Annotated in this window: 17 protein-coding genes; 10 read left to right on the top strand and 7 right to left on the bottom strand. The window is 65.0% G+C overall.

Features of this window, described 5'->3' with window-relative positions:
• The first annotated feature begins 29 nt into the window (after nt 1–29).
• The 7 genes from HAP54_RS50720 to HAP54_RS50690 all read left to right on the top strand — a co-directional run bounded on the left by HAP54_RS50720 (nt 30) and on the right by HAP54_RS50690 (nt 11,619).
• A complete protein-coding gene (locus tag HAP54_RS50720; RefSeq protein ID WP_166204319.1) occupies nt 30–1,094 on the top strand; it encodes an IS630 family transposase in 1,065 nt (354 codons plus the stop codon).
• A gap of 75 nt (nt 1,095–1,169) precedes the next feature.
• Nucleotides 1,170–3,836 carry a M1 family metallopeptidase gene (locus HAP54_RS50715; protein WP_166298497.1) on the top strand — a complete coding sequence of 889 codons (2,667 nt, stop codon included), beginning with the start codon at nt 1,170–1,172 and terminating at the stop codon, nt 3,834–3,836.
• A gap of 78 nt (nt 3,837–3,914) precedes the next feature.
• Nucleotides 3,915–5,567 carry an acetolactate synthase large subunit gene (locus tag HAP54_RS50710; protein WP_166298496.1) on the top strand — a complete coding sequence of 551 codons (1,653 nt, stop codon included), beginning with the start codon at nt 3,915–3,917 and terminating at the stop codon, nt 5,565–5,567.
• 123 nt (nt 5,568–5,690) lie between these two features.
• On the top strand, nt 5,691–7,331 hold the full coding sequence (gene pgm / locus HAP54_RS50705; protein WP_166298495.1) for a phosphoglucomutase (alpha-D-glucose-1,6-bisphosphate-dependent): 1,641 nt from the start codon (nt 5,691–5,693) through the stop codon (nt 7,329–7,331).
• Between the two features lie 23 nt (nt 7,332–7,354).
• Nucleotides 7,355–8,311, top strand: a complete 957-nt coding sequence (locus HAP54_RS50700; protein WP_166298494.1) for an NAD-dependent epimerase/dehydratase family protein — start codon at nt 7,355–7,357, stop codon at nt 8,309–8,311.
• Nucleotides 8,304–9,179: a dihydrodipicolinate synthase family protein gene (locus HAP54_RS50695; protein ID WP_166298493.1), complete on the top strand. Its 876-nt coding sequence runs from the start codon at nt 8,304–8,306 to the stop codon at nt 9,177–9,179. Before HAP54_RS50700 ends, HAP54_RS50695 begins: the two co-directional genes overlap by 8 nt.
• 112 nt (nt 9,180–9,291) lie before the next feature.
• Nucleotides 9,292–11,619: a xanthine dehydrogenase family protein molybdopterin-binding subunit gene (locus HAP54_RS50690; RefSeq protein ID WP_166298492.1), complete on the top strand. Its 2,328-nt coding sequence runs from the start codon at nt 9,292–9,294 to the stop codon at nt 11,617–11,619.
• Between the two features lie 101 nt (nt 11,620–11,720).
• On the opposite strand, the gene HAP54_RS50685 is transcribed toward HAP54_RS50690, so the two are convergent.
• The 3 genes from HAP54_RS50685 to HAP54_RS50675 are packed head-to-tail and all read right to left on the bottom strand — an operon-like array spanning nt 11,721 to nt 14,939.
• Nucleotides 11,721–12,917 (bottom strand): acyl-CoA dehydrogenase family protein, encoded by a 1,197-nt coding sequence (locus tag HAP54_RS50685; RefSeq protein WP_166298491.1) that lies wholly within the window; start codon nt 12,915–12,917, stop codon nt 11,721–11,723.
• Nucleotides 12,918–12,931: 14 nt separating this feature from the next.
• Nucleotides 12,932–14,077 (bottom strand): acyl-CoA dehydrogenase family protein, encoded by a 1,146-nt coding sequence (locus HAP54_RS50680; RefSeq protein WP_166298490.1) that lies wholly within the window; start codon nt 14,075–14,077, stop codon nt 12,932–12,934.
• A 4-nt stretch (nt 14,078–14,081) separates the two neighbouring features.
• Nucleotides 14,082–14,939 (bottom strand): enoyl-CoA hydratase, encoded by an 858-nt coding sequence (locus HAP54_RS50675; RefSeq protein ID WP_166298489.1) that lies wholly within the window; start codon nt 14,937–14,939, stop codon nt 14,082–14,084.
• A 157-nt stretch (nt 14,940–15,096) separates the two neighbouring features.
• Between HAP54_RS50675 and HAP54_RS50670 the strand changes: the two genes are divergently transcribed.
• The 3 genes from HAP54_RS50670 to HAP54_RS50660 are packed head-to-tail and all read left to right on the top strand — an operon-like array spanning nt 15,097 to nt 17,128.
• Nucleotides 15,097–15,705 (top strand): LemA family protein, encoded by a 609-nt coding sequence (locus tag HAP54_RS50670; RefSeq protein WP_166298488.1) that lies wholly within the window; start codon nt 15,097–15,099, stop codon nt 15,703–15,705.
• 21 nt (nt 15,706–15,726) lie between these two features.
• A complete protein-coding gene (locus HAP54_RS50665) occupies nt 15,727–16,626 on the top strand; it encodes a TPM domain-containing protein (protein ID WP_166298487.1) in 900 nt (299 codons plus the stop codon).
• 4 nt (nt 16,627–16,630) lie between these two features.
• Entirely contained in the window at nt 16,631–17,128 is a 498-nt protein-coding gene (locus tag HAP54_RS50660; RefSeq protein ID WP_166298486.1) for a TPM domain-containing protein, read from the top strand.
• A 132-nt stretch (nt 17,129–17,260) separates the two neighbouring features.
• On the opposite strand, the gene HAP54_RS50655 is transcribed toward HAP54_RS50660, so the two are convergent.
• The 4 genes from HAP54_RS50655 to HAP54_RS50640 form a co-directional block, all read right to left on the bottom strand.
• A complete protein-coding gene (locus tag HAP54_RS50655; RefSeq protein WP_166298485.1) occupies nt 17,261–17,875 on the bottom strand; it encodes a glutathione S-transferase family protein in 615 nt (204 codons plus the stop codon).
• A gap of 207 nt (nt 17,876–18,082) precedes the next feature.
• The gene (locus tag HAP54_RS50650) at nt 18,083–19,396 is read right to left on the bottom strand and encodes an MFS transporter (protein ID WP_224741192.1); all 1,314 of its coding nucleotides are present in this window, start codon (nt 19,394–19,396) and stop codon (nt 18,083–18,085) included.
• 129 nt (nt 19,397–19,525) lie between these two features.
• Nucleotides 19,526–20,335, bottom strand: a complete 810-nt coding sequence (locus HAP54_RS50645; protein ID WP_166298484.1) for an MBL fold metallo-hydrolase — start codon at nt 20,333–20,335, stop codon at nt 19,526–19,528.
• On the bottom strand, nt 20,332–20,706 hold the full coding sequence (locus HAP54_RS50640) for a Crp/Fnr family transcriptional regulator (RefSeq protein WP_029080332.1): 375 nt from the start codon (nt 20,704–20,706) through the stop codon (nt 20,332–20,334). Before HAP54_RS50640 ends, HAP54_RS50645 begins: the two co-directional genes overlap by 4 nt.
• Nucleotides 20,707–20,874: the final 168 nt, after the last annotated feature.

The following is a 20,874-nucleotide window of genomic DNA, read 5'->3' as shown; positions in this document are numbered from 1 at the left end:
TAAAGCGTGAGTCGTGATTCAAGGTCGGGATGATACCCGAAGCAAGAGAAGTCCACCTTTCGAGGAAAGATCGCAAGGTGCTTGAGGCGTGTTGCCGCTCCCCGGTGACGTTGCAGCGCGATTTGAAGCGGGCGCGGATAGTTCTGTTGGCGGCGGATGGACGCAGCACTCGGTCGATCGCCAAGGAAGTTGGGGTCCAGCCGCGGATTGTCAGCCTTTGGCGGCATCGCTATGCCGACCAAGGCCTTGAAGGGCTGCAAGACAAGCCGCGACCGGGCAAGCAGCCAATCTATACGAAGGCCACCGACAAGCGGATTCTGAAGCTGCTGGACAAGCCGCCGCCGGACGGGTTCGCACGCTGGACCGGGCCCCTGCTGGCCGGGGCGCTGGGCGATGTTGACGTCCAATATGTCTGGCGGTTCCTGCGCAGCCACAAGATTGACCTCGCGGCTCGTAAGTCCTGGTGTGAGAGCAACGACCCGAACTTTACGGCCAAAGCCGCCGATGTTGTCGGCCTCTATGTCGCCCCGCCCGCGAAGGCCATTGTGCTGTGCGTGGACGAGAAGCCCTCGATCCAGGCTTTGGAGCGAGCGCAGGGTTATCTGAAGTTGCCCAATGGCCGCGCCTTGACCGGCCAGAGCCACGATTACAAGCGGCATGGCACCACAACATTGTTTGCGGCGCTCGAAGTCGCCACCGGAAAGATCATCGCGGCGCATTCAAAACGCCGACGCCGCGTCGAGTTTCTCGACTTCATGAACAGCGTCACCGCGGCTTTTCCGAACCGGAAGCTTCACGTCATCCTCGACAACCTCAACACCCACAAGAAGAACGAGCATTGGCTCAAGGCCCACCCCAACGTGCAATTTCATTTCACGCCGACAAGTGCGTCTTGGCTCAATCAGGTCGAGGTATGGTTTTCGATCTTGCAGGGGCAGTCGCTCAGCGGCACCTCCTTCACAAGCCTCACGCAGCTTCAGGAGCACATCGATGCCTACGTCAACGCATACAACGACAGAGCCGAGCCCTTCGTCTGGACCAAGAAAAAGGTCCGTCAACGCCGTTTCAAAGGCCGCCGTATCACTCAGCTCTGATTCTGGGTACTAGATTGCCCGTCAGGTCCTTCCGCAATGCCACCCCGAAAGTTCCGATATCGTGAGCCGCGCGCGATGAACAAGCCTGCAACCCACGTCCAAACGGCGCTGCTGCGTCGTCTTGCCACGGCGATCGGCTTGCTGCTGGCAATGGCCGCCGGCGCACAGGCCGAGCAGACATTTTCATTCGACAGCACACCCGGAAAGCTGCCGAAGACGGTCGTCCCGCTGAACTACGCGATCGAGCTGACGCCGGATTTCACGAGCCTCGCCTTACCCGGCGTCGAGACCGTCGACATCGAGCTGCGCGCGCCGGTTGCGCAGGTGACGCTGAATGCGATCAGCACGACCTTCGCCGAGGTTACGATCGACGACGGTACGCAGCGCGCGGAAGTCGCGACCGACGCCACGGCGCAGACGGCGACGCTGACCTTTGCCCAGCCGCTCGCGGCCGGCCGCCACAGGCTGCGTATCGCCTTCACGGCGCAGATCAACAAATTCGGCACCGGTCTGTTCTCGGTCGATTATCCAACCAAGGCCGGGATCAAGCGGCTGATCTCGAGCAAGCTCGAGCCGGCCGATGCAAGGCGGATCTTTCCGTGCTGGGACGAGCCGTCGTTCAAGGCGAGCTTTGCGCTGACCGTCGTAATCCCGCGCAATCTGCTCGCGGTCGGCAACATGCCCATCGCAAGCGAGGCGCCGGCCGCCGGCGATCTCAAGAAAGTTACGTTCGCGCCGACGCCGAAGATGTCGACCTATCTGTTCGAGCTTACGATCGGCGAGCTCGAGCGCGTTACGGCGGATGCCGGCGGCGTCACCATCGGCGTGGTGACAACGGAGGGCAAGAGCGGGCAGGGCCGGTTTGCGCTCGACAGCGCGGTGAAGCTGCTCGCCTATTACAACGACTATTTCGGCGTGAAATATCCGCTGCCGAAGCTCGACCTGATCGCCGTGCCCGGCGGGTTCGGCGGCGCGATGGAGAACTGGGGTGGCATCACCTTCTTCGAGAGCCGGCTGCTGTTCGACCCCGCTACCTCTGCGGAGACCGCACGGCGCGGCATCTTCGCCATCATCGCGCACGAGATGGCGCATATGTGGTTCGGCGATCTCGTCACCATGGCGTGGTGGGACAATCTCTGGCTCAACGAAGGCTTTGCGAGCTGGATGGCGACCAAGGCCTCGCAGCAGTTCTATCCGCAATGGCAGAGCTGGCTGAACGGCTACGGCGCGAAGCAGTTTGCCATGGCGCTCGATGCGCGCCGCACCTCGCATCCGGTGCAGCAGCCGATCGCCGATCACAGCGAAGCGGTCACGGCGTTCGACGCCATCACCTACAACAAGGGCCAGGCGCTGATCCGCATGCTCGAGACCTATCTCGGCGAAGCGCCGTTCCGTGACGGCATCCGAAAATACATGGCCGCGAATGCCTACAGCAATTCCACCACCGCCGATCTCTGGCAGGCGCTCGAGACGTCCGGCGGCAAGACCATCACCGGCATCGCTGCCTCCTTCACCGCGCAGGACGGTGTGCCGCTAGTCGTGGCCGAGACCGCCTGCGATGGCGCCGCGCAGCACCTGACATTGCGACAGGACCGTTTCGTGATCGCGCCGGCCGATACGGCGCCGCTGGCGTCGCGCATCTGGCAGATCCCTGTTGCGGTCGGACCCGCGCGCGGCAAGCCGTTTGACGAGATCCTGCTGCAGGGCAGCGCCGATATTCCGGCAGGCGCATGCGGCGATGCGATCAAGGTCAATCTCGGCGACATCGGATACTACAGGGTCGAGTATGGCCCGAAGAACCGTGCGGCGTTGCTGAACGCATTCCCGCAAATGCAAGTCGATGACCGGCTCAATGTCGTGACCGACAGCTGGGCGCTGGTGCAGGCCGGCCGCGCCGAGCCGGCATCCTATCTCGCGCTGCTCGATGCGCTCGATGCCGGCGATCATCGCGCGGTCTGGGATCAGGTGATCTCGACCTTCGCCGCGCTCAACCGCCTGTCGCGCGATCGCGCCGAGCGGCGGGTGATCCAGGCCTATGCCCGCGCCAAGCTGCGCCCGGTGTTCGAGCGGATCGGATGGGATGGCGGCGGATCGGGCGACGACGACACTGCGCTGCTGCGCGCGAGCCTGATCTCGACGCTTGGCGACCTCGGTGACGCCGCTGTTGTGACTGAGGCGAAGCGGCGCTTTGCTGCGTTCCTCGATGATCCCAACGCGCTTCCAACCACGCTGCGCGATGCCGTCACCCATGTCGTCGGCATCACGGCGGATCGGGCGACCTATGACAGGCTGCTGGCGCTGGCGCGCAACAGCACGGCGACCAATGAGCGGCTGCGCTATTATTTCGCCGCGGCCAGCGCCCGCGACGCCGAATTGGCGCGCGCGACGCTGGCTTTGACGCTGACCAATGAGTTGCCCGACACGATTGTGACCGGGATGATCAGCACGGTTGCGTCCGCAGGCGAGCAGCCGCAGCTGGCCTGGGATTTCGTCCAGACCAATTTCGACACGCTGCTGGCAAGGCAGGGGCCGAACTTTCGTGACCAGTTCGTGCCGAACTTCATGACCAATTTTACCGATCAGGCCCACGCGGCGGAGCTCGCTGCGTTCGCCCCGTCGCAATCGACCAGCGGCGGACGGGTGATGGTGGCGCGAGCCTTGCAGGCAATCGCGATCTCGGCCGATCTGACCACGCGCGTGCTACCCGCCGCCGACGCCTGGATCAGGGCGCACAAGCCGTGAGCTGGCGAGGGAGTTTCCGGCGGCGCGCGATGCGGCTATGCTCCGTGGGCGGCATGCAATCAACGATGCGAGGCTGACATGGTCAAAGGTTCCGATTTGCTGGTCGCGGCCCTCGAGAATGAGGGCGTGGAACGGGTGTTCGGCGTCCCCGGCGAGGAGAATCTCGACGTCGTCGAGAGCCTGCGCAACTCCTCGATCAAGCTGATCGTGACGCGCCACGAGCAGGCGGCGGCCTTCATGGCGGCGACCTATGGCCGGCTGACCGGAAAGCCCGGCGTCTGCATGACGACGCTCGGCCCCGGCGCGCTTAATTTGACCACCGGCGCGGCCTACGCGCTGCTTGGCGCGATGCCGATGGTGATGTTGACGGGACAGAAGGGCATCTTGAGCAGCCGGCAGGCCAAGTTCCAGATCGTCGACATCGTCAACACCTTCCGCCCGCTGACCAAGCTCTCGCTGCAGATCGTCAGCGGCGCCACCATTCCGACGCTGGTCCGCGACGCCTTCCGGATCGCGACGCAGGAACGGCCAGGGCCGGTGCTGCTCGAACTGCCGGAGGACATCGCACGCGAGGAGACCGCGCCGGTCGACATGATCTCGCCGCATCCGATCGAGATTCCGGTCGCGCATGCCGCCGCGCTCGACCGCGCCGCCGAGATGATCCTGAAGGCGCAGCGTCCGTTGATCATGCTCGGCGCGGCGGCATCGCGCCCGCGCTCTACCGCCGGGATCGGCGACTTCGTGCGCCGAACCAAAATCCCGTTCTTCACGACCCAGATGGGCAAGGGCACGGTGTCGGGCGGCACCAATCAGTACATGGGGACCGCCGCGCTGAGCGAGCGCGACTATGTGCATGAGGCGATCGACCGCGCCGATCTCATCATCGCGATCGGGCACGACACCATCGAGAAACCGCCCTTCATCATGGGCCCGAAGGGGCCGCAGGTGATCCATGTCAGCTACACCGCGGCGAATGTCGAGCAGGTCTATTTCCCGCAATGTGAGGTGATCGGCGATGTCGGTCCGAGCCTCGAGCTGCTGGCCGACCGGGTCGAAGGAAAGCTGCCGCAAGCCAGCGCACTGCTCAGCCTGCGCGAGAGCATTTTGGCGAAGATCACCGATCGCGCCACCGAGGGCCGCTGGCCGCCGACACCGCAGCGCATCGTGCACGATGTGCGGCAGGTCATTCCCGAAGACGGCATCGTCGCGCTCGACAACGGCATGTACAAGATCTGGTTCGCGCGCAACTACCGCACGCTGCTCGCGAACTCGCTGCTGCTCGACAACGCGCTTGCGACCATGGGCGCCGGCCTGCCGTCGGCGATGATGGCGGCGATGCTCTATCCGAAGACCCGGGTGCTCGCGGTCTGCGGCGACGGCGGCTTCATGATGAACTCGCAGGAGCTCGAGACCGCGGTTCGCCTCAAGCTCAATCTCGTGATCCTGATCCTGGAGGACTCCGCCTATGGCATGATCCGCTGGAAGCAGGCGGTCGACAATTTCCCGGATTTCGGCCTGACGTTCGGCAATCCGGATTTCGTCAAATACGCCGAGAGCTACGGCGCCAAGGGTTCGCGGATCGAGAGCACGGAAGCGATCGCCCCGACCCTGGAGCGGGCCTTCTCCGGCGGCGGCGTGCATCTCGTCGTGGTGCCGATCGACTATACCGAGAACAAGCGCGTGCTGGTCGACGAATTACGCGAGAGGGTGCAGCAGATCGACGTGTCGTAGCGCATTGCTGCGTTTCGCAAGGAACGAAAAGCGCTCGGCTTGATTGAACGCAAGCCATCATGGTAGCACGCCAGTGCATCACTCCTGTGCTGATGATCGGCGATACCAGATCTGAGAGGTCACGTGACTGCACCAAATCCCGCCGCCGGCAAACCCATCGATCCCGCCTCGCTCGCCAATGTGCCGCGGCTGGTCACGGCCTATTTTGCAGGCAAGCCCGACGCCAGTGATCCCGCGCAGCGGGTTGCGTTCGGCACCTCGGGCCATCGCGGCTCTTCGCTGAAGAATTCCTTCAACGAGGACCACATTCTCGCCACCACGCAGGCGATCTGCGATTACCGGCGCGAGAAGGGGCTCGCCGGTCCGCTGTTCATCGGCATCGATACCCATGCGCTGGCCGAGCCGGCGCTGGCGAGCGCGGTGGAAGTGTTCGCCGCCAACGGCGTCGAGATCATGATCGACGCGCAGGGCGGTTACAGCCCGACGCCGGTGATCTCGCATGCGATCCTGAGCTACAACAAGGGACGCAGCACAGGCCTTGCCGACGGCGTCGTCATCACGCCGTCACACAATCCGCCGGAGGACGGCGGCTACAAATACAATCCGCCGCATGGCGGCCCCGCCGACACCGACGTCACCGCCGTGGTCGAGAAGAACGCCAACCGCTATATCGAGGCCGCCCTCAAAGGCGTCGCGCGGATGCCGTTTGATCGCGCGCGCAAGGCCGCGACCACGCATCTGCACGACTACATCACGCCTTATGTCGCCGATCTAGGCAACACCGTCGACCTTGCGCTGATCAAGTCCGCCGGGGTCAAGATCGGCATCGATCCGCTCGGCGGCGCGGCGGTGCATTACTGGCAGCCGATCATCGCGCGCTACGGCATCAACGCCAGCGTCGTCAACGAGGCCGTCGATCCGACCTTCCGATTCATGACCGCGGATTGGGACGGCAAGATCCGGATGGACTGCTCGTCGCCTTACGCGATGGCGAGCCTGATCGGCATGCGCGACCGGTTCGACGTCGCCTTCGCCAACGACACCGACGCCGACCGCCACGGCATCGTGACCCGCTCCAACGGGTTGATGAACCCGAACCATTTCCTTGCGACCGCGATCGCCTATCTGTTCGCGCACCGGCCGCAATGGGGCGGGAGCGCAGCGATCGGCAAGACCATTGTGTCGAGTTCGATCATCGATCGCGTCGCAAAGAAGCTGAACCGCAAGCTGGTGGAGACGCCGGTCGGCTTCAAATGGTTCGTCGACGGGCTCGGCAGCGGCGGCTTCGGCTTTGCTGGCGAGGAGAGCGCCGGCGCCTCGTTCCTCAAGCGCGACGGCTCGGCCTGGACCACCGACAAGGACGGCATCATCCTCGGCCTGCTGGCGGCGGAGATCATCGCCAAAACCGGCCGCGATCCCAGCGAATTGTTCAAGGAGCTGACCGCCGAGCTCGGCGTTCCCTATTATGAGCGCATCGATGTGGCGGCGACGCCGAAGCAGAAGAACGCATTGAAGGCGCTCGGGCCCGAGCAGCTCAACATGACCGAGCTCGCCGGCGATCCCGTGCGCGCGGTCAGGACCAAGGCACCTGGCAACGACCAGCCGTTCGGCGGCATCAAGGTCGAGAGCGAGGCCGGCTGGTTCGCCGCGCGTCCGTCCGGCACCGAAGATGTCTACAAGATCTACGCCGAGAGCTTCCGCGGGCCGGACCATCTGAAGCAGATCCAGGGCGATGCGCAGGCTGCGATCGCCAAGGTGTTCTGAAGGCGCGGGGCCGGGCGGAATTCATGCGCGTATTGTTGACCGGCTCCTCCGGTTGGCTAGGCCGGTTCCTTGCGCCGCGGCTGCGACAGGCCGGCCATGAGGTAGCCGGCCTCGACGTCGTCCCGGGCGCGGCGACCGATGTGGTCGGCTCGGTGGTCGACCGATCGGTGGTCGACCGCGTGTTCGCTGATAACAATATCGAGGCCGTAATTCATGGCGGCGCGCTGCACAAGCCCGACATCGCGCGGTTCTCGCCGCAGGCCTTCGTCGACGTCAACGTGTCAGGCACGCTCAATCTGCTGCAGGCGGCAGCCGCCGCCGGCCATGATCGTTTCGTCTTCACGTCGACCACGTCGCTGATGATCTCGCAGGCGATCCGCGACGACGAAGGCCATGCGGCGGTGTGGCTCGACGAAACCTCGGGGCCGCTCGAGCCGCGCAACATCTACGGAGTTACAAAACTTGCCGCCGAGGGGCTGTGCCGGCTGTACAGTCGCGAGCATGGGCTGAACTGCGCGGTGCTGCGCACCGGCCGCTTCTTCCCCGAGGACGACGACACCATCCGCGATATCCATGGTGAGAACCTGAAGGCGACCGAGCTGCTCTACCGACGCCTCACCGTCGAGGATGCCGCCGATGCCCATGTCGTGGCGCTGGAGAAGATCCGTGGCTTCGAGGTCTTCGTGATCAGCGCACCGACGCCGTTTGCGCGCAGCGATGTCGCGGACCTGAAGACGGACGCGGCAGATGTGATCGCGCGCACTTTCCCCGATGCGCCAGCGCTGTTCGCGCAGCGCGGTTGGCGCCTGCCGCGGTCGATCGGCCGGATCTACGATTCCACCAAGGCCGAACGGCTGCTCGGTTTCCGCGCGGTAGCCGACTTTGCAGCGGTGCTGGGCGCCTTGCGTAGCGGCGAGCCGCTTCCCTTTGCGCACGATCCCGACTATGTCTCGCCGTCAACGAGGCTCGCAAATGGCTGATTTTCACGGCGTCTTTCCCTATCTGGTGTCCCCGGTCGACCCCGCCGGTCATGTCCGCACCGAGGTGCTGGGCCGGCTGTGCGACGATTTGATCAAGGCCGGCGTCCATGGGCTGACGCCGCTCGGCTCGACCGGCGAGTTCGCTTATCTCAACAACGCGCAGCGCATGCAGGTGGTGGCGGCCACCATCGAGGCCGCGCAGGGCCGCGTGCCGGTGGTGGCGGGCGTCGCCTCGACCTCGACGGCCGATGCGGTGGCGCAGGCCGAGGCCTATCAGAAGCGGGGTGCTGCCGGCATTCTCGCGATCATGGAGGCGTATTTCCCGGTCGGCGACGCGCAGGTCGAATCCTATTTCCGCGCCATCGCCGATGCGGTCGATATTCCCGTGGTGATCTACACCAATCCGAATTTCCAGCGCTCCGACCTCACGCTCGACGTCATCGCGCGCCTCGCCGCGCATCCGCGGATCGGCTACATCAAGGACGCCTCGACCAACACCGGCCGGCTGCTGTCGATCATGAACCGCTGCGGCGACAGCCTGAAAGTGTTCTCGGCCTCCGCCCATATTCCGGCCGCGGTGATGCTGATCGGCGGCCATGGCTGGATGGCGGGCCCGGCCTGCATCATCCCGCGGCAGAGCGTCGAGCTCTATAACCTGTGCCGCCGCGCCCGCTGGGACGAGGCGATGGCGCTACAGCGCAAGCTCTGGCGCATCAACGAGGCCTTCGCCCGCTTCAACCTCGCGGCCTGCATCAAGGCCGGGCTTGCGATCCAGGGCTACGACGTCGGCGACCCGGTGCCGCCGCAGGCGCCGCTCACGGCCGAGCAGCGCCAGGTGGTCGAGGCAGCGTTGCGCGATCTCGGCTGAAACTGGCTTGCGCGATGCATAACGCGCATTACCTCGTCGTTTCCGGGCGTGTTGTCTCGCGCCGAAAATCCGTTAAAACCCGCCGAAATTTCTGCAATCCAAGGACCCTCTGATGAACATTCTTCCCGGCAATATGCGTTTTGGTGCGGGCCAGCCTGTCAAGCGTCTCGAAGACCAGCGGCTGCTCACCGGGAAGGGGCATTTCATCGACGACAAGCCGGCCGACGGCGCGCTCTGGCTGCACGTGCTGCGCTCGCCGCATGCCCACGCCAACATCAAGTCGATCGACGTCAAGGCGGCGCTGGCGATGCCCGGCGTCAAGGCGGTCTATACCGGCGCGGACCTGTTGAAGGACGATATCGGCACGCTGCCGACGCTCGCGATCTTCAAGCGGCCCGACGGCTCGCCGATGACCGTGCCGCCGCGCCGCTTGCTGGCGCATGAGGTGGTGCGCTACGCGGGCGAGGGTGTCGCGGCTGTGGTCGCGACCTCGCGGGTGCTGGCGCAGACCGCGGCCGAAGCGATCGAGATCGACTACGAGGTGCTGCCCTCGGTGGTCGATCCGGTCGAGGCGATCAAGCCCGGTGTGCCGGCGGTCTGGCCGGAGGCGCCCGACAACATCGTGGCCGCGATGAGCTATGGCGATGCCGCCAAGGTCGAGGCAGCCTTCGCCAGCGCCGCGCACAAGGTGTCGCTCGATCTGGTCAGCCAGCGCCTGGTGCCGTCGGCGATGGAGCCCCGCTCGACGATCGCCGAGATCGATAAGAAGACCGGGCGGCTGATCCTCCACGTGCAGTCGCAGACCCCGGGCTCGACCCGCGATCTGCTCGCGGAATCCATCCTGAAGCGGCCGAAGGACAGCGTGCGCGTGCTGGTCGGCGACATCGGCGGCGGCTTCGGCCAGAAGACCAGCCTCTATCCGGAAGACGGCATCGTCGCCTACGCCGCGACCAAGCTGAACGAGAAGATCCGCTGGCGCGGCGACCGTACCGACGAGTTCGTCGGCGGCACTCATGGCCGCGACCTGACCTCGACCGGCGAGTTCGCGCTCGACGCCAAGGGCCGCGTGCTGGCCTATCGGGTGCGCTCGATCGGCGGCACCGGCGCCTATTCGTCGGGTACCGCCAACATCATCCCGCTGGTGCTCGGCCCGTTCGTGCAGACCGGCGTCTATGACCTGCCGCTGGTGCATTTCGAGGTCAAGTCGGTGATGACCAACACCGCGCCGGTCGGCGCCTATCGCGGCGCCGGCAGGCCGGAGGCTGTGTTCATCGTCGAGCGGCTGTTCGACGCCGCCGCGCGCCAGATCGGCATGGACCCGCGCGCGATCCGTAAGATCAACTACATCAAGCCGGCGCAGCTGCCCTACACCAACGCGGTCGGGCAGGTATACGACTCCGGCGCCTTCGCGCACATGCTTGAGCGCGCCTCCGACCTCGCCGACTGGAACGGCTTTGCCGCGCGCAAGAAGGCGGCCAAGAAGAAAGGCCTGCTCTATGGCCGCGGCCTGACCAGCTACATCGAGTGGACCGGCGGCCGCGCCCACACCGAGAAGGTCTCGCTGCACGCGACCGCCGAAGGCCGCGTCATCCTTTGGTCCGGCACGATGGCGATGGGGCAGGGGCTCGCCACCACCTACACCCAGATGGTCGCCGATACGCTCGGCATCTCGATGGACAAGATCGACGTCGTGCAGGGCGACACGGACTTGGCCACCGGTTTCGGCAGCGTCGGCTCGCGCTCGCTGTTCGTCGGCGGTACCGCGGTTGCGGTTTCCAGCAACGACATGATCAACAAGGCGCGCGACAAGGCCTCCCATCTGCTGGAAGCTTCCGTCGAGGATATCGAATATCGCGACGGCTTCCTCACCGTGGTCGGCACCGACAGGCGCGTCAGCCTGTTCGAGATCGCAAGCAAGGAAAAAGGCGCCAAGCTCTCGGTCGAGAGCGAGGGTGAGGTCGACGGGCCGAGTTGGCCGAACGGCACTCATATCTGTGAGGTCGAGATCGATCCCGAGACCGGCGTCACGCGGGTGGTGCGCTACACCACGGTCGACGACGTCGGCGTCGCGGTCAATCCGATGCTGGTGACGGGGCAGGTGCATGGCGGCGTTGCCCAGGGCATCGGCCAGGCGTTGTACGAAGGCGTGGCCTACAGCGAGGAAGGCCAGCTTCTGACCGCGAGCTATCAGGACTATTGCATCCCGCGCGCCTCGGACATTCCGCCGATCACGGTGACGCTCGATCCCTCCGCGCCCTGCAAGACCAACCCGCTGGGCGCCAAGGGCTGCGGCGAGTCCGGTGCGATCGGCGGGCCGCCCTGCATCACCAACGGCGTGATGGATGCGCTGAGCGAGGTCGGGATCACCCAGCTCAACACGCCGCTGACGCCGGCAAAGATCTGGCAGGCGATCCAGGACGCGAAGGTGACGGCTGCTTAGCCGTCATTCCGGGGCGCGCGCGAGCGCGAACCCGGAACCTCGAAGTTGTGGCGCGAGATTCCGGGTTCATCGCTCTGCGATGCCCCGGAATGACGGCCGGCCTACAACCCCAGCACCATCTTCGCGATGATGTCGCGCTGGATCTCTGACGAGCCGCCGAAGATCGTATACGCCCGCCCGTTGAGATATTCCGGCACCACCGGCAGCAGTTCTTCCGGGATCGCCGGCTCGTGGTTGAGCCGGTAAAACGGCCGCGCCGGCTCGACGGCAAGTCCGTCATTGCCGATCACGTCGACGCCGAGCCGGGTCACCGCCTGGCGGATCTCGCTGACCCGCAGCTTGATCAGCGACGACACCGCGCCGGGATTCTGCCCGGTCTGCAGCGCAGACAGCACCCGCAGCTCGGTCATCTCGAGCGCGTCGATGTCGACCTCGACCTCCGACATCCGCATCGCGATATCGGGGTCCTCGATGGCGCGGCCGGTGACGTCGGACGCAGCGAGATCGGAGATCGTCTTCAACGCCTCGCGCAGCTTGGCCGATGCGATGCCGGAGCCGCGCTCGAATTCGAGCAGGTACTTGCCGTAGGTCCAGCCCTTGCCTTCCTCGCCGACGCGGTTGGCGACGGGCACGCGGACGTCGTCGAAGAACACCTGGTTGACCTCGTGGTCGCCGCCGATGGTCAGGATCGGGCGCGTGGTGATTCCAGGCGTCTTCATGTCGATCAGGATGAAGCTGATGCCGTCCTGCTGCCGCTCGCCCTCATTGGTGCGCACCAGCGCGAACATGCGGTTGGCGTGATGCGCGTGCGTGGTCCAGATCTTGGTGCCGTTGATGATGTAGTCGTCGCCGTCGCGCACGGCGCGGGTCTTCAGCGAGGAGAGGTCGGAGCCCGAGCCGGGTTCGGAATAGCCCTGGCACCAATAGTCCTCGCCGGAGAGAATCCGCGGCAGATAAAAATTCTTCTGCTCGGGCGAGCCGAAGCCGATGATGACGGGCTCGACCATCTTCACGCCCATCACGTTGACATTGGGCACGCCGGCGCGGGCGCATTCGGCTTCGAAGATCCAGCGCTGCGCCGGCGTCCAGTCCGGCCCGCCATGCTCAACCGGCCAGCCCGGCGCGCCCCAGCCCTTCTTGTGCAGCGTGCGCTGCCAGGCCATTCCGATGTCGGGATCGGAGAACACCGACGGCGTCAGCGCGGTGGCGCGCTTCATTTCCGGCGTCAGGCTCTCGGCGATGGTGTCGCGGACTTCCTGCTCGAAGGCGCGTTCCTCGGCACTGAAGGTGAGATCCATGTTGCGCTCTCCGTTTACGCGTGGGCGCGGCCGCTCAAGGCGGCGTGGCGGCGATAATGATGGGCGCTGCCGCCGAACAGCGTGTCGAAGGCGAGCAGCCGCTTGAAATAGGCGCCGATATCGAGCTCCTCGGTGACGCCCATGGCGCCGTGCAACTGCACCGACTGCTCGGCGACGAAGCGCGCGCATTTGCCGATCTTCGCCTTGGCGCCGGACGCTGCACGGCCGCGCGCCGCCGGCTCGGCATTGGCCATCAACGCGGCGCGCAGCGCCATCGAGCGCGCCTCGTCGACCTGCATCGCGACGTCGGCGAGGCGATGGCGTATCACCTGGTTGGCCGACAGCGGCCGGCCGAACTGTTTGCGGATCTTGGTGTATTCGAGCGTGGTGTCGAGCAGCGTCTGCATGATGCCGACCGCCTCGGCGCCGAGCGCGGCCATCGCGCGGTCGACCACGGTTTCGATCGCGGGCAGCGCATCCTGGCCGTCGCCGAGCAGCGCATCGGCGGGCAGTCGCGCATCCTTCAGATCGAGATTGCAGCCGCGTCCGCCGCCGAGCCGCGCGTAATCGCGCAAGGTGAGGCCGGGTGTTCCGGCCGGCACGAGGAACAGGCCAAGCTTGCCGGATGTGCCATTGGCATTGGCGATGCGGGCCGAGACGATGATCTGGTTGGCCGATGCACCGTCGAGCACCGCGATCTTGCTGCCGTTCAAAAGCCAACCGTCGGCGGTCTTGGTGGCCGTGGTGTCGACATGGGCGAGGTCGAAGCGTGCGGCGCGCTCGGAATGCGCGAAGGCGAGCGTGAGCGCGCCCTCGGCAACCTTGGGCAGGATCGCCTGCTGCTGCGCCTGGGTGCCGCATTCGGCGACCAGCGCGGCGCCGATCACGACCGTGGAGAGAAACGGCTCTGACACCAGCCCGCGCCCGAAGGCCTCCATCAACAGTCCGATCTCGATCGCGCCGCCGCCGAGCCCGCCATGGGCCTCATTGATCGGAAGCGCCAGCCAGCCGAGCTCGGCAAACTGCTTCCAGATCGCAGGCGAAAAGCCGAGCGGCTCGTTCGCCGTCTTCTTGCGATGGTCGGCGGTGAAAGTCTCCGCCACGAAGCGGTCGGCACTCTCGCGCAGCAGACGCTGCTCGTCGCTGAGGGTAAGGTCCATCGATCTACTTCACATTGGCGGTTTTCTTGACGGAGGGATGGAGACCCGCGGGGTCGACCACCATTCCGAACTCCTGAAGATTGTGCGCATGGCAGAGCTGATGCAGCGCAAAAGCCTGATCGACTGCGGCGGGCTGCCCCATGATGTCGATCGAGCGGTTCACCGCCTCCTTGGAAAGCTTCAGCGCGAAAGCGGGTTTTGCCGCGATCCGGCGCGCCAGCGCCAGCGTGAATGACGAGAGATCGCCGCGCGGCACCACGTGATTGACCATGCCGAGACGATGCGCCTCTTCGGCGTTCCAGACGTCCGCGGTGAACAGCATCTCCTTGGCCTTGCGCGCGCCGAGCTCCCAGGGATGCACGAACCATTCGACGCCGCAGACGCCCATCGTCACCACGGGGTCGCAGAACTCGGCGTCGCTGCTCGCGACGATCAGGTCGCAGGCCCAGGCCAGCATCAGCCCGCCGGCGATGCACTTGCCGTGCACCTCCGCGATCGTTGGCTTGGCCAGATTGCGCCAGCGCCGGGTGATCTGCAGGTAGATCTCCTGCTCGCGCGCGAAGCGGCCGTGCGCGTTCGGCTCGGCGAAGCCGCCCCAATTTCCGACTGGCGGGAAATCGACGCCCGCCTGGTTCTTAGCCCCCGGCCGCAGATCGTGACCGGCCGAGAAATGCGGGCCATTGCCGGCGAGGATGATGACCTTGACCGCGTCATCCTGCACCGCCTGGTCGAAGGCGGCGTTGAGGTCGTAGGTCATCTGCAAATTCTGGGCGTTGCGGGCCTCGGGGCGGTTCATCACGATCCGCGCGATCGCGGGCTCCGGCCGCTCGACGACAATCGTCTCGAATTGTTCAGACGTCATGAATCCTCCCCGGATCGATTTTTTCGCCATGATGAACGGCGCGGGGAGGGATAGGCAAGGGCCATCGTCCGCAAAAGGTGGCGCGAAAACCGCCACACGGGATTAACGGACGAAAATCTGCTAAGCTGGCAAAGAATCCACCGGGAGGACCAATTTCATGCGCAAGCTTTGGACCGTGCTGGCAGCGCTGGCGACGTTGAGCCTGACCAATTGCGGCTACAACGCGATCCAGACCAACGACGAGCAGGTCAAGTCGAGCTGGTCGGAGGTGGTGAACCAGTACCAGCGGCGCGCCGATCTGGTGCCGAACCTGGTCAACTCGGTGAAGGGCTTTGCGCAGCAGGAGAAGGACGTGCTGCTCGGCGTCACCAACGCGCGCGCCAAGGTCGGCAGCATCCAGGCAACGCCGGAAGTGCTCAACGACCCCGCCGCGTTCCAGAAGTTCACGCAGGCGCAGGGTGAGCTCACCAGCGCGCTGTCGCGGCTGCTCGTCGTCACCGAAAACTATCCGCAGCTGAAATCAGACGCGCTGTTCCGCGACCTGATGGCGCAGCTCGAGGGCACCGAGAACCGCATCACGGTAGCGCGCAACCGCTACATCAAGTCGGTGCAGGACTATAATGTCGGCATCCGCACTTTCCCGAACAATCTGACCGCGATGGTGTTCGGCTACAAGGAGAAGCCCAACTTCACGGTCGAGAACGAGAAGGAGATTTCGACCGCGCCGAAGGTCGACTTCAACCCAACGCCGGCGCCGTCGAAGTAGCGGCGGCGCGCGCCGACCGCAATGGCCGCCATTCGCGTCATCCTGTTCGCTTTCCTGCTGGGCCTCATCTGCCCGGCGCGGGCCGAGGTCGCAGTGCCTCAGCTCACCGGCCGCGTCGTCGATCAGACCGGGACGCTGTCGTCGGGCGACATTGCTGCGCTCAACGGAAAGCTGGAGGATCTCGAGAAACGAAAAGGCAGCCAGATTGCTGTCCTGATCGTACCGACCACTGGCGAGGAGACGATCGAGCAGTTCTCGATCCGCGTCGCCGGGGCCTGGAAGATCGGGCGCAAGAAGGTCGACGACGGCGCGCTGCTCGTGGTCGCCAAGAACGACCGGCATTTGCGCATCGAGCTCGGCTACGGCCTCGAGGGCGTGCTGAGCGACGTCGTCACCCACCGCATCATCGACGAGGACATCACACCGAAATTCAAGGCCGGCGATTTCGCCGGCGGCATTTCGGCCGGCGTCGACCGGATGATCCGGCTGGTCAATGGCGAGCAGCTGCCGGCGCCGGAGGCCGAGCATTGGCAGGCGCCGAACCTGGTCGACTTCGCCAATCCGGTGGCGATCTTCGTCGTTATCATCGTGGCGAGCGCGCTGCGCGCGATGCTGGGGCGGCTGTTGGGCTCGGCCGCAACCGGCGGCATCGTCGGTGTCTTCACCTGGTTGTTGGCCGGCTCGCTCGCCACCGCCGTGGTGGTCGGCTTGTTCGCTGGTGTCGCGGCGCTGATCTTCGGCGGATTGAATTTTGGCGGCCCGGCGGCGGGCTCCGGACCGTACCGGCGCGGCGGCGGTTATTCCGGCGGCTGGTCCGGCGGCGGCGGTGGCTGGAGCAGCGGCTCGAGCTCGAGCGACAGCGGCGGCTTCAGCGGCGGAGGCGGCAGCTTCGGCGGCGGCGGCGCCTCGGGGAGCTGGTAGGCACATGAGCATCAAGCGCATCGGGAGGCATCTGCTCGAACATCGCTGGCGGGTGCGGCGTGACTTTCCGCCGCGCGTGCTCGACGCCATCGAGCGCGCGATCAAGGAAGGTGAGGCGACCCATTCGGGCCAGATCCGTTTCGTCGTAGAGGGCGCGCTCGACGGTGTGCCGCTGTTCCGCAACCAGCCGGCGCGCGAACGGGCGCTGGACGTATTCTCGCATTTGCGGATCTGGGACACCCATCACAACAACGGCGTCCTGATCTATCTCCTGCTCGCCGACCGCGACGTCGAGATCGTCGCGGACCGCGGCATCGACGCCAAGGTCGGTCACGCCGGCTGGGAAGCGATCTGCCGCGCCATGGAAGCGGATTTTCGATCAGGCCGGTTCGAGCAGGGCGTGATCAACGGCGTCGCGGCGGTGTCGCGGGAGCTGGCGAAGCATTTCCCTCATGCAGAGGGCGGCCCGAACGAGCTGCCGGACAAGCCGGTGGTGATTTGAGCCCGTCATTCCGGGGCGATGCGTCAGCATCGAACCCGGAATCTCGCGCCATTACTTCTAGATTCCCCGGTGCGCAATTGCGCACCTGAGGTTCGCGCTTCGCGCGCCCCGGAATGACGGTCGGGTGAGAACCTACGCCTTGACCGACGGCCGCTCAGCCACGCGGTTGAACCAGGCGACGATGTTGCCGTTCGCCTGGTCCAGCGGCTGGCCGACCTGGTTGCCGAAATCGAGCCAGCAATAGAGCAGCATGTCGGCGAGGGTGAAGCGTTTGCCGCAGATGAAGTCGCGGCCATCGGCCATCTGGTCATCAAGCCATTTGATGCGGTTGGCTGCGATCATCTTCAGCCCCGGCGAGGCCTCGGGCGCGACGGGAATGCGCTTCTCGAAGAATTTAAGCGCCTCGCCGAAGCGGTAGCCGTTGGCAAGCGGCTCGGCGATGTTGAGGTCGACGCGGCGCGTCCACATCCGGCATTCGGCGCGCTCCTCCGGCGTGGTGCCGATCATCGCGGGCGAGGGGTGCTTCTCCTCGGGATATTCGCAGATTGCGGTGATCTCCGAGAGATAATTGCCGCAGTCCAGTTCGAGCGCCGGCATCTGGCCGTGCGGATTGCGCTTCAGATGCGCTTCCTCGCGGTTCTCGCCCTTGCGCAGGTCGACGGCCTGCCTGGGGATCTCGATGCCCTTCTCCGCCATGAACATGCGCACGATGCGCGGGTTGGGTCCGATCGAGTCGTACAGCTTCATGTCCTCGCTCCCTGTTTTTCAGCGTTGTTGTTGCGGCTGTTTGAACAGGCCGCGCGCGGATTTGTCAAATGACTTGCTGCCGCGCCGGGCTCACGCGGATGTCAGGTTGAGGCCTGGAATAAAGGTGATGTCACAAATCCGGTCACACGTGAACGTCAGTCGTCGAGCTTGTTGAGGTCGCGCACCGATTGCATGGCTAAGCGAGGGTCATTGCGCCGGTTGAGTTGCGATTCCCGGCACGGACGGTCGCCCGCGATAGACCGACAGACCCACGAGACCGACCGCCGCCGCGAACAGGATGTAGTAGACAGGAGCAGCCTTGTCGCCCGTCACCTGGACCAGCCAGGTGTTGATGAACGGCGCCAACCCGCCGAACAGCATCACGGCGAGATTGTACATCAGCGATGCTCCGGTCGAGCGCACGCCGACGGGAAATATCTCGGTCATGAAGGCCGGCATCGGCCCGGCCAAGGCTCCGAGCAGCACCGCGACGATCTGCAACTCCCAGAGGTTCGCGGTGGTCGGGGCGGCAACGAGCCGCTGCAAAATCACATAGAACAGCAAGCTGTAGACTATCAGCGCCGGAACGAGGACCGCGCGACGACCGATCCGGTCGGAGAGGGCGCCGCAAGCCACCGCCACCCCAGCATTGACGACGCTGACGACGAGCAGGCCCAGCTGTGCGTTCAGGAGCGGCAGCTTCAGCTCGGCGACCGCATAGGTCGGCAGAAAGATCGCATTGACATAGTTGATCGCCGTACCGGCCGCGATCAGGCAAAACGAGGCAATCAACTCGCGTGGATGTTCGGAGAACAATTGGCCGAGCGTGGTCTGCCTGCTCGGTTGCGCCGTCGCGGCCTTCTCGGCGAGATACGCCTGGAATTCGGGCGACTCGTCGCATCTTCGGCGCAGATACCATCCGGTCGGCCCGATCAGAATGCCGAGGATGAACGGCACGCGCCAACCCCAGCTCGCGAAGGCGTCGGGCGACAGGCCGAGATTGAGACCGATAGCCATCGCGGCACCGAGGCCAAACGCCAGCGATTGCGACACCATCTGGAACGAGCCGTAGAAGCCACGCCGGCCAGGCGGCGCGAACTCGATCAGCATCGCGCTGGCGCTGCCGAACTCGCCGCCGGCGGAAAAGCCCTGGATCAGCCGCGCCAGCAGCAGCAATAGCGGTGCCGCGATTCCGATCGCGCCATAGGTCGGCAGGAAGCCGAGCAGGCCGGTGCCAACAGCCATCAGCGATATCATCACGACCAGCGCCTTCTTGCGGCCGTGCTTGTCGGGATAGAGCCCGAACACCAGACCGCCCAACGGCCGGGCTGCAAAGGCGATCCCGAATGTCGCGAAGGTCAGCAGCAGCGAGGAATGCGGATTGTCCGCCGGAAAGAACAGCTTGCTCAAGATGCCGGCGAACAGGCCAAAAACGGTGAAGTCGAACCATTCCAGCGCATTGCCGATCGTGGAGGAGATCACCACCCGGCGGCGCATCTGCGCCATCGCGTCAACCTGCATCCGTTTCCTCTCCCCCGTTGTCGGCAAGCAACGGCTGCATCGCCGAGCCCATGATTTTTATCGTTGTGAGCCGATCCTAGTGCAAAGTCGTGGCGGGCCACAACGGGCGGCTTTGGCTGGGGCCGGGCGTCAGTCGTCGAGTTTGTTGAGGTCGCGCACCGATTGCATGATCGGTTCGAAATTCGCGCGCGCATCGAGCGCATCGAACAATTGCGCGGTGTCCTCGAGCAGGGCATGCGAGCGCTGCAGCGCGATCCGCACGTCGTCCTGCGGCGTGTCGGACAGCCGGCCGTGACCCGACAGCAGGATCTTCGAATTGAGGCCCTTCAGTCGTTCCAGCGACTGGATGTAGTCGGCAATCGAGCCGGAGCCGAACACGCCGCCCATCACGCCGCCGGGCATCAGCGTGTCGGAGGCGAACAGCAAGCCCTTGTCCGGATCGAACAGCGTGATGCAGGCCGAGGTATGGCCCGGCGTGTACATCACGTTGAGGCGGAAATTGCCGAGGTCGATGAGATTGCCTTCCTCGAGTAAGATGTCGACATCGATCGGCACGTTCGGCTCGTTGAACATCTTGCGCAGCATCGAGAAGTCGTCGCGCAGCATGATCTTGTTGGCGGCGAGCCGGTGCGCGGCGATATAGGCGCTGCCGTGGAAATGATAGGCCGCGCCGATGTGGTCGAGATGCTCGTGGCTCAGCACCACCATGTCGATCATCTCGGGCGTCACCCCGAGATGATCGAGGCAGGCGACGAGCGCGGGATAGTTGGTGGACAGCCCGACATCGATCATGATGGTCCGCTTGCTGCCGCGCACCAAATAGGCATTTGCCGCACGGTTCTTGAAGCGGATCTGGTAAACGTCGTCGGCGGCCTGGATCAGCGACGCGACGTCGGTCTCGAACAGCGTCTTGAAGGGGCTTGGCTTGCGCTCGCTCATGGGGTGGCTGCCGACCGGTAAGTGACGGCGTTGGAGGCGCGCAGTCGTTTCGAGAGCGCGTCCATCACCATCAGCGCAAAAGCCGGCTGCTGGCTGACCAGATAGACGAAGCGGGCGTGGTTGATCCGCATCACCCGCGTCGCAGGCGCGGAGGCGATGGCGGTCGCCGAGCGCGCCGAGCCGTCGATCACCGCCATCTCGCCGAAGAACTCGCCCTTGCCGAGGCTGACGATAACAGTCTTGTTTCCGCCATCGATCTTGGCGATGTCGACCTTGCCGTCGAGCACGACAAACAGCTCGCGGCCGGTCGAGCCCTCCTCGAAAATGACGTCATCGACACCAAATTCCTTGATGCATTTCTCGATCGTCATGGCGCTCTCCTGCCTTCTGGCTGGAAGATGGCGGTATGTTAGTCGGGAAAGCGCCGCGCGCAAACGGAGCCCGCGCAGATTGCCGCAGCGCGGCACCGCCCCAATCCGGCCCGGAAAACTCCCTAAAATTTAGGTAATGCCGGGGCCGGGCGAACCATTTCGCAAGCA

The sequence above is a fragment of the Bradyrhizobium sp. 2S1 genome (genome assembly GCF_011516625.5).
GTDB classification, from domain to species: Bacteria; Pseudomonadota; Alphaproteobacteria; order Rhizobiales; family Xanthobacteraceae; genus Bradyrhizobium; species Bradyrhizobium septentrionale.
Note: the sequence above shows the minus strand (reverse complement) of the source record. Positions and strands in the feature narration are given on the sequence as shown.

Bases quoted from the DNA above. Each gene is read 5' to 3' on its own strand.
- HAP54_RS50720 (WP_166204319.1), top strand. From the start codon at position 30: ATGATACCCGAAGCAAGAGAAGTCCACCTTTCGAGGAAAGATCGCAAG.
- HAP54_RS50715 (WP_166298497.1), top strand. From the start codon at position 1,170: ATGAACAAGCCTGCAACCCACGTCCAAACGGCGCTGCTGCGTCGTCTT.
- HAP54_RS50710 (WP_166298496.1), top strand. From the start codon at position 3,915: ATGGTCAAAGGTTCCGATTTGCTGGTCGCGGCCCTCGAGAATGAGGGC.
- HAP54_RS50700 (WP_166298494.1), top strand. From the start codon at position 7,355: ATGCGCGTATTGTTGACCGGCTCCTCCGGTTGGCTAGGCCGGTTCCTT.
- HAP54_RS50695 (WP_166298493.1), top strand. From the start codon at position 8,304: ATGGCTGATTTTCACGGCGTCTTTCCCTATCTGGTGTCCCCGGTCGAC.
- HAP54_RS50690 (WP_166298492.1), top strand. From the start codon at position 9,292: ATGAACATTCTTCCCGGCAATATGCGTTTTGGTGCGGGCCAGCCTGTC.
- HAP54_RS50685 (WP_166298491.1), bottom strand. From the start codon at position 12,917: ATGGATCTCACCTTCAGTGCCGAGGAACGCGCCTTCGAGCAGGAAGTC.
- HAP54_RS50680 (WP_166298490.1), bottom strand. From the start codon at position 14,077: ATGGACCTTACCCTCAGCGACGAGCAGCGTCTGCTGCGCGAGAGTGCC.
- HAP54_RS50675 (WP_166298489.1), bottom strand. From the start codon at position 14,939: ATGACGTCTGAACAATTCGAGACGATTGTCGTCGAGCGGCCGGAGCCC.
- HAP54_RS50670 (WP_166298488.1), top strand. From the start codon at position 15,097: ATGCGCAAGCTTTGGACCGTGCTGGCAGCGCTGGCGACGTTGAGCCTG.
- HAP54_RS50665 (WP_166298487.1), top strand. From the start codon at position 15,727: ATGGCCGCCATTCGCGTCATCCTGTTCGCTTTCCTGCTGGGCCTCATC.
- HAP54_RS50660 (WP_166298486.1), top strand. From the start codon at position 16,631: ATGAGCATCAAGCGCATCGGGAGGCATCTGCTCGAACATCGCTGGCGG.
- HAP54_RS50655 (WP_166298485.1), bottom strand. From the start codon at position 17,875: ATGAAGCTGTACGACTCGATCGGACCCAACCCGCGCATCGTGCGCATG.
- HAP54_RS50650 (WP_224741192.1), bottom strand. From the start codon at position 19,396: ATGCAGGTTGACGCGATGGCGCAGATGCGCCGCCGGGTGGTGATCTCC.
- HAP54_RS50645 (WP_166298484.1), bottom strand. From the start codon at position 20,335: ATGAGCGAGCGCAAGCCAAGCCCCTTCAAGACGCTGTTCGAGACCGAC.
- HAP54_RS50640 (WP_029080332.1), bottom strand. From the start codon at position 20,706: ATGACGATCGAGAAATGCATCAAGGAATTTGGTGTCGATGACGTCATT.